9 protein-coding genes are annotated in these 12,568 nt (G+C 73.5%); 3 read left to right on the forward strand and 6 right to left on the reverse strand.

All coding sequences use genetic code 11. The features are described from left to right. Positions 1-477 precede the first annotated feature (477 nt). Entirely contained in the window at positions 478-1,977 is a 1,500-nt protein-coding gene (locus tag QT381_RS10850) for a DEAD/DEAH box helicase (RefSeq protein WP_289248961.1), read from the reverse strand. 168 nt (positions 1,978-2,145) lie between these two features. On the opposite strand from QT381_RS10850, the gene QT381_RS10855 reads away from it, so the two are divergent. Beyond that, on the forward strand, positions 2,146-2,859 hold the full coding sequence (locus QT381_RS10855; protein ID WP_289248962.1) for a ferritin-like fold-containing protein: 714 nt from the start codon (positions 2,146-2,148) through the stop codon (positions 2,857-2,859). 90 nt (positions 2,860-2,949) lie between these two features. Here the strand turns inward: QT381_RS10855 and QT381_RS10860 are convergent, their stop codons facing one another. From QT381_RS10860 to QT381_RS10875, 4 genes are read right to left on the reverse strand one after another with little or no spacing between them, the layout of a single operon-like run. Then, positions 2,950-3,528 carry a hypothetical protein gene (locus QT381_RS10860; RefSeq protein ID WP_289248963.1) on the reverse strand — a complete coding sequence of 193 codons (579 nt, stop codon included), beginning with the start codon at positions 3,526-3,528 and terminating at the stop codon, positions 2,950-2,952. A gap of 32 nt (positions 3,529-3,560) precedes the next feature. Next, positions 3,561-3,842 carry a hypothetical protein gene (locus QT381_RS10865; RefSeq protein ID WP_289248964.1) on the reverse strand — a complete coding sequence of 94 codons (282 nt, stop codon included), beginning with the start codon at positions 3,840-3,842 and terminating at the stop codon, positions 3,561-3,563. Between the two features lie 45 nt (positions 3,843-3,887). Next, positions 3,888-4,187, reverse strand: a complete 300-nt coding sequence (locus QT381_RS10870) for a hypothetical protein (RefSeq protein WP_289248965.1) — start codon at positions 4,185-4,187, stop codon at positions 3,888-3,890. 17 nt (positions 4,188-4,204) lie between these two features. Next, on the reverse strand, positions 4,205-4,429 hold the full coding sequence (locus QT381_RS10875; RefSeq protein ID WP_289248966.1) for a DUF3107 domain-containing protein: 225 nt from the start codon (positions 4,427-4,429) through the stop codon (positions 4,205-4,207). A gap of 104 nt (positions 4,430-4,533) precedes the next feature. Between QT381_RS10875 and QT381_RS10880 the strand changes: the two genes are divergently transcribed. Next, complete coding sequence (locus tag QT381_RS10880; RefSeq protein WP_289248967.1) at positions 4,534-7,752, forward strand: UrvD/REP family ATP-dependent DNA helicase; 3,219 nt, start codon at positions 4,534-4,536, stop codon at positions 7,750-7,752. After that, entirely contained in the window at positions 7,745-11,047 is a 3,303-nt protein-coding gene (locus QT381_RS10885) for an ATP-dependent helicase (RefSeq protein WP_289248968.1), read from the forward strand. Before QT381_RS10880 ends, QT381_RS10885 begins: the two co-directional genes overlap by 8 nt. Before the next feature lie 306 nt (positions 11,048-11,353). On the opposite strand, the gene QT381_RS10890 is transcribed toward QT381_RS10885, so the two are convergent. Continuing rightward, a complete protein-coding gene (locus QT381_RS10890; RefSeq protein WP_289248969.1) occupies positions 11,354-12,469 on the reverse strand; it encodes a phosphotransferase in 1,116 nt (371 codons plus the stop codon). Positions 12,470-12,568 lie beyond the last annotated feature (99 nt).

Here is a 12,568-nt window from a genome sequence, read left to right on the forward strand (position 1 = left end):
CGCTCCTCAACCAGCGGGGAGGAGACGGGGGGTGTCGTTGGTCGGGGTGCCCGCGAGCGGAGCGAGTCGGCGTCTCGAGACCATGACGGCCGGTGGCCGGGGGGTGGTTTCGAGTCGCGTCCTCGCTGCGCTCGGGCGCTCCTCAACCAGCGGGAGGAGACGGGGTGTGTCGTTGGTCGAGGTGCCCGCGAGCGGAGCGAGCCGGCGTCTCGAGACCATGACGGTCGGCGCGCCGGTGGTTTCGAGACGCGTCCTCGCTGCGCTCGGGCGCTCCTCAACCAGCGGGAGGAGACGGGGGGTGTCGTTGGTCGGGGTGCCCGCGAGCGGAGCGAGCCGGCGTCTCGAGACCATGACGGTCGGTGGCCGGGGGTGGTTTCGAGTCGCGTCCTCGCTGCGCTCGGGCGCTCCTCAACCAGCGGGGAGACCTCGGGCGCTCCTCAACCCGCGAAGGGACGGGTCAGGCCGCGAAGGGACGGGTCAGGCCGCGGGGGGAGGCGTCGGCTGGCCGCCCGCGGGGCGACGGCGACGACGGCGACGGCGCGTGGGGGAGGCCCCGTCGTGGGTGCCGGATCCCTCGGGCTTGGGCGCGGCATCCGTCGGTCCGTTGTCGACGGCGGCGGTCGAGGCGGCGCTCGACGGGCCCGAACCGGCCACGCTCGACGCCGAACCCGTGCCCGAGCCGCCGCTGCGCGTGCGGGTGCGCTGACGCGCCGGGCGGCCGCCCGAGCGCTCGCCGCGCTCCGAGCCCGAGCCCCGCTCCGAGCGAGCCGCGCGCTCGGTCGTCGCGGGCTGGTGCGAGCTCTTGATGCGGCCCTTGGTGCCCTCGGGGATGCTCAGATCGCTGTACAGGTGCGGGCTCGACGAGTACGTCTCGAGCGGCTCGACGCCCATCTCGAGCGCCTTGTTGATGAGGGCCCACTTGTGCAGGTCCTCCCAGTCGACGAAGGTCACCGCGATGCCGGTCTTGCCGGCGCGGCCGGTGCGTCCGGCGCGGTGCAGGTACGTGTCGTGGTCGTCAGGCACGGTGTGGTTGATGACGTGCGTGACGTCGTCGACGTCGATGCCGCGAGCCGCGACATCCGTGGCGATGAGGATCTCCTTCTTGCCCGCCTTGAACGCGGCCATGGCGCGCTCGCGCTGCTCCTGGTTGAGGTCGCCGTGCACGGCGACCGCCGGGAAGCCGCGGTCGGTGAGCTCCTCGACGAGCCGGGCGGCGGCGCGCTTCGTGCGCGTGAACACGACCGTCTTGCCGCGGCCCTCGGCCTGCAGGATGCGGGCGATGACCTCGTCCTTGTCGAGCGAGTGCGCGCGGTACACGATGTGGCGGATGTTCGCCTGGGTGAGGCCCTCATCCGGGTCCGTGGCGCGGATGTGGATCGGCTTCGACATGAAGCGGCGCGCGAGCGCGACGATCGGGCCGGGCATCGTGGCGGAGAACAGCATCGTGTGCCGCACCTCGGGCACGCGGGCGAAGATCTTGTCGATGTCGGGCAGGAAGCCGAGGTCGAGCATCTTGTCGGCCTCGTCGAGCACGACCTCGCTCACGCGGCTGAGGTCGAGCAGGCGCTGTTTCGCGAGGTCGATGAGGCGGCCGGGGGTGCCGACAACGATCTGCGCGCCGGCCTTGAGCTGCTCGACCTGGCCCTCGTAGGCCTTGCCGCCGTAGATCGCCACGACCTTTGTCGGGCGGTTCGAGGTCGCTAGCTCGAGATCCTCGGCGACCTGCACGCACAGCTCGCGGGTCGGTACCACGACGAGCACCTTGACGCCGGGCTCCGGGTCCGGGCCGATGCGCTGGATGATCGGCAGGCCGAAGCCGAGGGTCTTGCCCGTGCCGGTCTTGGCCTGGCCGATGATGTCCTGGCCGGAGAGGCCGAGGGGGATGGTCTGCTCCTGGATCGGGAACGGCTCGATGATGCCCTTGCCGGCGAGTGCGTCGACGATGTCCTGATCGATGTTGAGTTCTGCGAAAGTCACGTGGTCCTCTGAGGGTGCCGGGCGGATGCCCGTGTTCGGTGCTGCGCCCGAATTCGTCCACGAGGGCGCTGCCGGCTCCCGCCAGAATCGGGGAGCGCCCGACGAGTCTACCCGCGCGGCCGCGATCCCGGCCCGGCGCGCCCCGCGACGCGCCCTATGCTGGCGTTCGTGAAGTGGTTCGGACGTCGCCGTTCGCGCGCGGCGGCGCCCACGGTGCGCTCCCGATCGGATGCCGCGGCCGCCCGCCGCGTCGACCTCGCCGAGCTCACGCCGTCGCTGCTGCACTACCTGGGGCTCGCGTCGTACGTGCAGCTGGCGCTGTTCGAGAACCTGTCGCGCGCCGTGCAGACCGCGCCGACCGCCGACGCCAAGGAGGCGGTGAGCCGCGTCGCTGCGCTCTCGCTCGAGAAGCACCATGCTCTCGCTGGGCTCATCGTGCGCCACGGCAACCAGCCGGGCCCGGTGATGGAGCCGTTCGCGGCATCCATCGACGAGTTCCAGCGCCGCACACGCGGCGCGGACTGGGCCGAGACGCTCCTCGCCTGCTACCTCACAGCGGGCTTCCTCGACGACTTCTTCCTCGCGCTCGCGGGCGGTCTGTCGCGCGACTACGCGGACGACGCGGCCGCCGCCCTCGCCGCCGACAACGCCCACGACATCCTCAAGGACCGATTGCGCGACCTCATCGACGCGCAGCCGCGGCTGTCGTCCCGCCTCGCGCTGTGGGGCCGCCGCCTCGTGGGCGACACGATGCTCGTGGCCCGTGCGGGTCTTGCGCCGACCGCCAACGGCGTGCCCGACGAGGAGCGCATCGAGCCCGTGTTCTCCGAGCTCATCGCGGCGCACTCGCGCCGTATGGACGGGCTCGGCCTGACCGCCTAATCGAAGCTGCGGAAGCGCGACTGAGCGCCGAAGGGGGCGGACGGGGGCGCGATGAGCCCGCGTCCGCTCCCCTTCGGCCAGTCAGATTGTTCAGAATCTGTGCGCGTTTGCCACCAGCTGCGAGAGAACGTCCCCGCCTCCGTTGTCGAGAACATAGGCCCAGTAGCCGTCGCCGAATGCGTATCCGCCGTCGTAGCCATCCGGGTGTGTGTAGCGCTCGAAGGCGGCGTCCACGGGCTTGGAGCCCTGCTCGATGAGACTCTTCTTCTCTGCCTCGGCGTCCTGCGCGCTGATCGGCCCGTATGCGAACAGCACGCCGGCTTCATCGTTTTCGAGGCCCCAGGCGCAGATCACCCCGCCTCGTTTGACAAATCGCGCGACCGATGTCGGCACGTCGCTACTCTCCGCCACGATCTTCTTTTCGAACTCAGAGCCCCATGCCGTCCAGCCGTACCCGCGGTATGTCTCGACCGTCTTGGCGTCAAGGAGCGACGTGCAGAGCGAATAGTCGCCTGCGATCGCTGTCGATACTGCAGTCTCGGTTACATCTGGACTCGCCGCGGGCAGTGCGACAGAGTTGCTGCCGTCGGCCTGGCCAGCACAACCAGCGAGGCTGACAGATGCAGCCACCACTAGGCCGGCGAACATAACGATCGTCGTCTTCTTCATCGAAACTACTCCTCGTGAGGCTCGCAAAACGATCACTCCTGCCCAGTCCATCCGTTTGCGCCCACGCCGTGAGTGGTCAGGAAGGCACGCCCGTCGAAGAAGTGTGTACTGGCCCATCCGAGCCAGCTGCCCTTAAACATGCTGAAGTGTTCGTGATCGACGCCGCCGACACACCCCGTCCCACCCGAGTCGGCAAGCTTCTTTCCCTTGTCGAACGTTGTGTCTGCCACAGTCATGCCGGTGTTGTATGCGGACAGGTGTCCGAAAGCAGCGCGATTGCCGTCGCCGAAGCGGATGACGAGGTAGTTACCCATATGTTGCGGTTGCCGTCCCAGCGCAGCTCGCGCGTCATCCGGCGCTCAGGCGCGGCCGTGCGAGAGGTCGCGCAGGAGCGTGCGGTCGTGCTCGACGCGGCGGCGCGGGAGCGTGAGCGCGACGATGAGGGCCACGAGCGGACCCGAGAGAAGGCCGACGACCCAGATCCAGGTGCCGTCGAACGTCCAGCCGAGCCAGAGGAGCGCCTCCCACACGATCGCCGTCACGACGGCGGCGACGGCGGGCACGAGCAGCACGCCGTAGGTGTCGCGGCCGCGGCGGCTCGCGTAGCGCACGATCACGCCGAGGCCCGCGGCGATGAGGATCGCGAACATCGTCTCCATGACGGCTCTCCCGGCGATCAGGCGACGAAGCCGACGCGGCGCGACTGCTCCGTGCCGAGCTCGATGTAGGCGATGGCGGCCGTCGGCACGATGACGACCTTGCCCTTGACATCCGTGAAGGTCACGAGCGGCGACGACGAGGCGAGCGCGTCGGCGATGGCCTGCTGCACCTCCGCCGAGGACTGCGCGGACTCGAACGAGATCTCACGCGGGCTGTTCTGGATGCCGATGCTGATGTCCACGGAGGAGAGATTACGGCACGCGCGCACGGCGAACGCGTGCGTTCACCGTCGGCAGAACGCGTACAGCGGCGGGAGCGTCGGTGGTGGCTGGCTAGCGTGGGCGGGTGCCTCACGACGTGCCCGCGCTCGATCCGTCGCAGCGCGCCGTGCTCGAGCTCGCGGACGCCGCGTCCGCCGTCGTGCTCGGCGCCCCCGGAACCGGCAAGACGACGACCCTCGTCGAGCTCGTCGCCGACCGCGTGCTCGGGCGCGGCCTCGATCCGGATACCGTGCTCGCGCTGGCCGCGACGCGCGCGACCGCGACCCGGCTGCGCGACCGCCTCGCCCGGCGGCTGGGCGTGCCGACGAACGGTCCGCTCGCGCGCACGGCGGCGTCGCTCGAGTTCGAGGTCGTTGCGGCCGCCGCGGCCCGCGCGGGGTTGTCCGCGCCGCGCCTGGTCTCCGGCGCCGAGCAGGATCGCGATCTCGCCGAGCTGCTCGCGGGCGACCTCGCGGACGGCACTGGCCCGTCGTGGCCTGACGAGCTCGGCGCCGAGGTGCGCTCGCTCGCGTCGTTCCGCGCGGAGCTGCGCGACCTGCTCGCGCGCGCCACCGAGTACGGCATCGATCCGCAACGGATGCGGCGCCTCGCCGCCGCGCACGGTCGCCCCGAGTGGGCGGCCGCCGCCGACTTCGCCGACGAGTACCGCCGGGTCGTGACGGCTTCGCGTCCCGACCAGCTCGATGGCGCCGAGCTCGCCCAGTTCGCGATCGCCGCGGTGGCCGACGGCGGCGCGGGCGAGCGCGTCGACCGGCTGCGGCTCGTCGTCGTCGACGACCTGCAGGAGGCGACGGCGTCGACCGTGCACCTGCTGCGCGCGCTCGCGGCTCGCGGCGTCGCGGTCGTGGCGTTCGGCGATCCGGATGTCGCGTCGAACGCGTTCCGCGGCGGAGAGCCCGAGCGCGTGGGCCGGTTCGGCGCGGACCTCGGCGCGCCGACGCTCCTGCTCGACCGGGATCACCGGCACGGCGTCGAGCTGCGCGGGCTCGTCGCCCGGGTGACGGCGCGCATCGGGGCGGCCGCCGCGGGCACGCAGCGCCGGGTGACCGCGGCCGGCGGAGGGACGGATGCCGCTCCCGCGGTCGATCGCGTCGGCGTGCGCGCGGGAGCGACGGCGCCGGTCGCGACGATCGCGGCCGCGACGCCCGCGCGCGAGATCGCCGCGATCGCCCGTGAACTGCGCATCGCGCACCTCGAGCGGGGGGTGCCGTGGGGCGAGCTCGCGGTCGTCGTGCGCAGTGGGTCGGCGGCGGACGGCATCCGTCGCTCGCTCGCGCTCGCGGAGGTGCCGACGCGGGCCGCGGCCTCGCGCCGGCCGCTGCGCGAGCACCGGGCGGCGCGAGCGCTGCTCGACCTCGTGTCGGTCGGCGTCGGACGGGAGCCGCTCGACGCAGCGTCGGCGACGGCTCTGCTCACCGGTCCGTTCGGCGGTCTCGATCGGCTCGCGCTTCGGCGGCTGAAGCTGGCGCTGCGCGCGGAGGAGCTCGCGGGCGGCGGCACCCGCACGGCCGACGCGCTGCTCGTAGAGGCGCTCGAGGATCCCGCGCGCCTGGCCACGATCGACCACCGCGTCGGACGGCGGGCGACACGGCTCGCGCAGACGCTCGCCGCACTGCGCGCGGCCGCGGGCGCCGGCGCGGGCAGGGAAGGGGCTGCGGATGCGCGGGCGACGGGCGCGGGCGCGGCCGGCCCGGCGAGCGTCGAGGAGCTCCTGTGGCTCGCGTGGGAGCGCAGCGGGCTCGCGGAGCCGTGGCGGCAGCAGGCGCTCGGCGCCGGGCTCGCGGCGGCGGAGGCCGACGATGCGCTCGACGGCATCGTCGCGGTGTTCGCGGCGGCCCGCGACTACGTCGAGCGCGTGCCCGCGGGGTCGGCGGTGAGCTTCCTGCGCCGCGTGCTCGAGGAGTCCGTCGGCGACGACACCCTCGCCCCGGCGTCCGCGGTCGACGCCGTCGTCGTGACGACGCCCGCGGGTGCCGTCGGGCTCGAGGTCGACACGGTCGTCATCGCCCAGCTGCAGGAGGGCGTCTGGCCGAACCTGCGCCTGCGGGGGTCCATGCTCGGTGCGGCCGACCTCGTGCGCGCGGCGACCGACCCGGACGCCCCGGTCCCGACGATCGATGAGCGCCGCGCGGTGCTCGACGACGAGCTGCGGCAGTTCGCGCTCGCCGTCTCCCGCGCCCGTACGCGCGTCGTGCTCTCGGGCGTCGAGAACGACGACACCGCGCGCAGCCCGCTCGTCGCGTTCGCGCCGGCCGACGCGGAGGTCGTCGACGTCGCATCCGCTGCCCCGTTCACCCTGCGCGGCGCCGTGGGACGGATGCGGCGGCAGCTCTCCTCGCCGCGCGCGACCGTCGCGGAGCGGGCCGCCGCGGCATCCGGGCTCGCGCAGCTCGCGCGCGCCGGCGTGCCGGGCGCCGATCCCGACGACTGGCACGGCCTGCGGTCGCCCTCGACCGACGTGCCGCTCTACGTGCCCGGCGAGGACGTGCCCGTGTCGCCGTCGCAGCTCGGGCGGTTCGAGGAGTCTCCGCTCGACTGGTTCCTCGGCCTCGTGACGGATGAGACCATGCCCGCGATCGTCGGCCTCGGCACGATCCTGCACTGGGCGATGGAGACGGCGACCGATCCGAGCGTCGACGGGCTCCTCGCCGCGGTCGAGTCGCGCTGGGGCGAGCTGCTCTTCGAGTCGCCGTGGCTCGCCGAGCGGCACCGGCGGATGGCGCGCACGTTCGCGACGGGGATCGCCGGATACCTCGCGGATGCCGCGGCGAGCGGTGCCGCCGTGGTCGGTGCGGAGAAGCGCTTCGAGCTGCCGGTCGAGATCCCCGCCGACGGCGATGAGCCGCGAGTCGAGCGCGCCGTCATCCGCGGCTCGATCGATCGCGTGGAGCGGCAGGGCGACGGTCGCGTGCTGATCGTCGACCTCAAGACCGGCACGCCCGAGCCGCCGAAGCGCATCCCGGAGCACCCGCAGCTGAGCGCCTACCAGCTCGCCTACGCGAGCGGGGCTCTCGACGACGTGCTCGCCGAGCACGGCGAGCACTCCGGCGGCGGCGCGCGCCTGCTGTGGGTCAAAGAGCGCACGCGCGATCGGGCCTACAAGACGAGCGACCAGGAGCCGTTCGACGCCGAGGCGGTCGAGCGCTTCCGCGATCGCATCCGGGTGGCGGCGCTCGGCATGGCCGTCGCCGAGTACCAGGGACTCATCGAGCCGGCCGGCCGCGGGGGCGCGCCCGGCTGGTCGGTGCTCGTGCACCGGGTCGGGCAGGTCTCGGGTGACTGACCTCTCGACGCGCACCATCACGGCGGATGAGATCGCCGACGCCCTCGGCCGCCCGCGACCGACGGCGCAGCAGCGGGCCGTCATCGAGGCGGAGGACGGACCTGCCCTCGTCGTCGCGGGCGCGGGCAGCGGCAAGACCGAGACGATGGCGAATCGCGTGCTGTGGCTGCTCGCGAACGGCCGGGTGCGTCCGAGCGAGGTGCTCGGGCTGACCTTCACGCGCAAGGCTGCGGGGGAGCTCGCGGTGCGCATCCGCGAGCGGATCGCGCAGCTCGAGGCCTCCGGGCTCGAGCTGGTGCGGCCGGCGCGCGACGACGAGCCGATGACGGATGCCGTGGTCGCCACGACCGCATCCGTGGCGCCGGGCGTGGGCGCCGCATCCGTCGCCGGCACGCACATCGACGAGTTCGACGTGCCGACGATCGCGACCTACAACGCGTTCGCGGCGACGCTGTGCCGCGACAACGCCATGGCGATCGGCCGCGAGAGCGACGGCGCGGTGCTCGGCGAGGCGGCCGCCTGGCAGCTCGCCCGGTCGGTCGTGCTCGAGGCGCACGACGACCGGCTGCCCGACCTCGACAAGACCGCCGACCTGCTCACCTCGGCGGTGCTCGAGCTCGCCCGCGCGATGGCCGAGAACGTGGTCGATGCCGACGACGTGCGCCGGGTCGCCCGGGAGGTCGGCGCGCTCGACGCGCTGCCGCTCGGCGACCGGGCGGTGCGTCAGCCGGTGATCGACCGCGTCCGTCCGGTCGCGGCGCTCGACGTGCTCGTCGATCTCGCGCTCGAGTTCGAGCGGCGAAAGTCCTCGCGCGACCTCATCGAGTTCAGCGATCAGGTCGCGCTCGCGCTGCGGGTCGTGCGGCGCGCGCCGAAGGTCGTCGCCGAGCTGCGCTCGCGCTACCGCGTCGTGCTGCTCGACGAGTACCAGGACACCTCGGTCTCGCAGACCTGGCTGCTCTCAGAGCTCTTCGGCGGCATGTCGGTCATGGCCGTCGGCGATCCGAATCAGTCCATCTACGGATGGCGCGGCGCCTCCGCCGCGAACCTCGAGCAGTTCTCCGCCCAGTTCGCCGAGTCTCTCGGGGCGCCCCCGGCGCAGCGGTTCAGCCTCTCGACGAGCTGGCGCAATGGACACGGCATCCTCGCGGCGGCGAACGTGCTCGCGGCGCCGCTCGCGGCCGTGACGCGCGTTCCCGTGTTGCCGCTCGACGCGAGCCCGATCGCGAGCGGAGCGCCCGTCGACTCGGTCGTCGCCGAGACGATCGAGGAGGAGGCCGAGGCGGTCGCGCGCTGGTTCGCGTCGATCCTGAACGCGCCGCGGCATCCGGAGCGGGCGGTGCCGAGCGCCGCGCTGCTGTTCCGCGCGCGGGCCGCGCAGCCGCCGTTCCTCGCCGCGCTGCGCCGCGCGGGCGTGCCGTTCCACGTGCTCGGCGTCGCGGGACTGCTCGCGGAGCCGGAGATCGCCGACCTCGTGAGCGCGCTGCGCGTCGTGCACGACCCGACCGCGGGCACCGAGCTCGTGCGGCTGCTCGCCGGGTCGCGCTGGCGCATCGGCGTGCGCGACCTGCACGCGCTCTCGCGGCTGGCGTCGTGGCTGCGCGACCGCGACCACGCCTACCAGCGGCTCGACGACGACGTGAAGCAGCTCTTCCGCGACTCGGTCGCCGAGGGCGAGTCGGGCTCGATCGTCGAGGCGCTCGATTTCCTGGTCGACGCGCGGGACGGCCACTCCGAGCTCGGACGGTTCAGCGCCGAGGGGCTCGAACGGATGCGGGACGCCGGCCGCGTGTTCCGCCGCCTCCGGGCGCGGGCAGGCCTCGAGCTCGTCGACTTCATCGCCTACGTCGAGCAGGACTTCCAGCTCGACATCGAGGTCGCGGCGAACGAGTCCCGCGCGCTCGGCGCGGCGAACCGCGACGCGCTCGCCGACGCGCTCACCGGCTACCTGGCGGTCGCGGAGTCGAGCTCGCTCGGCGGTTTCCTGTCGTGGCTCGACGAGGCGCAGCGCCGCGAGGACCTCGCCGCCCGTCAGGAGGAGCCCGAGCCCGGCACGGTGCAGGTGCTCACGATCCACTCGGCGAAGGGCCTCGAGTGGGACGCCGTCGCGGTTCCCCGGCTCGTGCGCGACGAGGTGCCGTCGAAGCCCCGCGACTCGACCGGCTGGCTCTCGCTCGGGCGGCTGCCCTACGAGCTGCGCGGCGACGCAGCCGACCTGCCCGTGCTCGCCTGGCGCGCGGCGACCACCCGCAAGGAGCTCGCGGCTGCGATCGACGCGTTCAAGGTCGAGGTCGCCGAGCGGCACGCGCGCGAGGAACGGCGACTCGCCTACGTCGCGGTGACGCGCGCCCGCCATCGCCTGCTGCTCTCGGCGTCGTTCTGGGGGCGGCAGGTCGCGCCGCGACCGCCGAGCGTGTTCCTCGAGGAGCTCGCGGCCGCCGGGGTCGTGCCGTCGCTGCCCGCGGAGCCTGCGGCCTCCGAGAACCCGCTCGGCGACCAGGCGTCGCTGTTCAGCTGGCCGATCGACCCGCTCGGCGAGCGGCGCGCGCGCGTCGAGGCGGCGGCCGAAGCGGTCCGCGCCGCCGAGCCCGGGCACGCCGGGCGATGGCAGCGCGACCTCGACCTGCTGCTCGCGGAACGCGAGGCGCGCTCGGCGGGCGACGCCGGCATCCGGGTGCCGTCGCGCGTGCCGGCGTCGCGGTTCAAGGACTGGGTGACGGATGCCGCGGCGGTCGCGCGGGATCTGCGGCGGCCGATGCCCGAGCGCCCGTATCGCGCCACCCGGCTCGGCACGGTGTTCCACCGCTGGGTCGAGCAGCGCTACGGCGCCGGGGTGCGCGGCGGCGCGTCGAGCGACGAGCTCGACGCGCTCGGTACGGAGCTCGACGTGGCGGAGTTCGCCGAGGAGGAGCGCCTCGCCGAGCTGCGGGCGACGTTCGAGCGCTCGCCGTGGGCCGGGCGTGCGCCGCTCGAGGTGGAGCGCGAGATCGAGCTCGTGCTCGACGGCCAGGTGATCGTGTGCAAGATCGACGCGGTCTACGCCGCCGACGGGGACAGGCTCGAGATCGTCGACTGGAAGACCGGCAAGGCGCCGCGGGATGCCGCCGATCTCGAGGCGAAGCAGTTCCAGCTCGCGCTCTACCGACTCGCCTACGCGCGCTGGAGGGGCATCGACCCCGACCGCATCGACGCGCTGTTCTACTTCGTGGCCGACGACGAGGTCGTGCGCCCGGCCCGCGTCTACGACGAGGCGGAGCTGGTCGCCGCCTGGCGCGCCGCGACCACGAAGCGCTAGGCGCGACCGGGAACGGGGACGGGACGGACGACGGGGTGTGCCCGTCGCGTTCGCCAGATCCGCCGTGCCCGGCCCGTCGCGAGTCCGAACCGGATGCGTCGCTACGCGCGGTCCGGGGTCGCCGTGATCACGTGCCCGGCTGGGCGGGGCAATCCGGTGCCCCGAAGGTGCGACGTTGGAACGCGTCGCGTGAGGACGTTTTCGGCGTGTGAGGACGGTCCATACCGTCCTCACACGCCGAAAACGTCCTCACACGGGGTAGCTCGCGGGGCAGTTGGCCGGGCGCGGGGCGGCGCTGGGCGCGGGTCAGACGGCTCGCTCGGCGCGGGCGAGGAACTCGGCGAGCTCCTCGTCCGAGTGCACGATCCCGTCCTCGGCATCCGTCGGCCCTGTCGCTGTCGCCGTCGCTGCCCCTGCGCCCGCTGCTGCCCCCGCGCCCGCCGCCGGAGCGGCGCTCGCCTGCACCGAGGTCGGCGCCGTGGGCACCTTCTGCGTGTGCAGGGGGTTCATGACGTCGTTCTCGGTGCTGTCGACGAGGCCGCCGAGCATCTCGACCGCGTCGTCGACGATGTCCGTCGAGCGCGTGTCCGTGCCGTGCAGCAGCCACTTCGCGACCTCGAGCTCCGCGTAGAGCGTGGCGCGCTGGCGCACCTGGCGGTCGCCGGGGCGCACGCCGAGGTAGGCGTCGAACGCCGAGTCGACAGCGCCCTCGTCGCGAGCGCCGAGGACCCAGGCCAGGTCGCGCGCCGGGTCGCCGACGCGCAGGTCGTGCCAGCCGAGGATGCCCGTGACGGTCCGGTCCTGCACGAGCAGCGACTCGGCGGACAGCGCGCCGTTGATGACGGCGGGCTGGAACTGCCACAGCGCCTGGTCGTCGACGGCCTTCTGCCACCGCTCGAGCAGCGGCTGCGGCACGAGTCCCGTCGCGGCGGCGCGGTCGATGACGCTCACGGCGCTGCGCAGCGCCTCGATCGGCGCGAGCTGCGGCAGTCCGGCGTCCGCGACGAACCCGGTCTGCAGGCTGTGCACGGCGGCGAGCGCGCGGCCGGCGGATGCGGCGAGGCCGTCGGGACCTGCGCCGAGGTCGCCGAGGCCGACCTTCGAGCCGTACACGAACCGGTAGACGATGGCGCGGGTCGAGCCGTGGGCGACCTGGCCCGCGTAGGTCGAGATCGTGAACGGCAGGCGCTCGCGCACGCCCGGGCTCAGGGCGCGCAGCGCGACGAGATCCGCGGACTGCTGGGCCTCGGCGCGCGGGTTGCGGGGGATGCGGATGATCCAGTGCGAGCCGTCGCGGTCGGTCAGCAGGGCGGAGAGGTAGTCGGCGTCGCCGTGGGCCGTGAACCCGGAGGCGTTCACGAGGTCGATGCCCGGAACGGCCGCGGTCGCGAGCGCGGCTAGAGTGAGGTGGGGTCTGGCCATGAGGGCATGGTAGGTCGGGGTCCGGGCAGTTCCGGGGCACGCCACGCGCGAGTCGTCGCCCGCGGCGCCGATCGCACCGGACGCAGCACAGCCCCGCAG

Origin of the sequence: Galbitalea sp. SE-J8, assembly GCF_030345695.1 — a bacterium.
Classification (GTDB): Bacteria; Actinomycetota; Actinomycetes; order Actinomycetales; family Microbacteriaceae; genus JAUASV01.

Coding starts and splice junctions, on each gene's coding strand:
- QT381_RS10860 (WP_289248963.1), bottom strand. CDS start 3,528: ATGAAGAAGACGACGATCGTTATGTTCGCCGGCCTAGTGGTGGCTGCA.
- QT381_RS10865 (WP_289248964.1), bottom strand. CDS start 3,842: ATGGGTAACTACCTCGTCATCCGCTTCGGCGACGGCAATCGCGCTGCT.
- QT381_RS10870 (WP_289248965.1), bottom strand. CDS start 4,187: ATGGAGACGATGTTCGCGATCCTCATCGCCGCGGGCCTCGGCGTGATC.
- QT381_RS10890 (WP_289248969.1), bottom strand. CDS start 12,469: ATGGCCAGACCCCACCTCACTCTAGCCGCGCTCGCGACCGCGGCCGTT.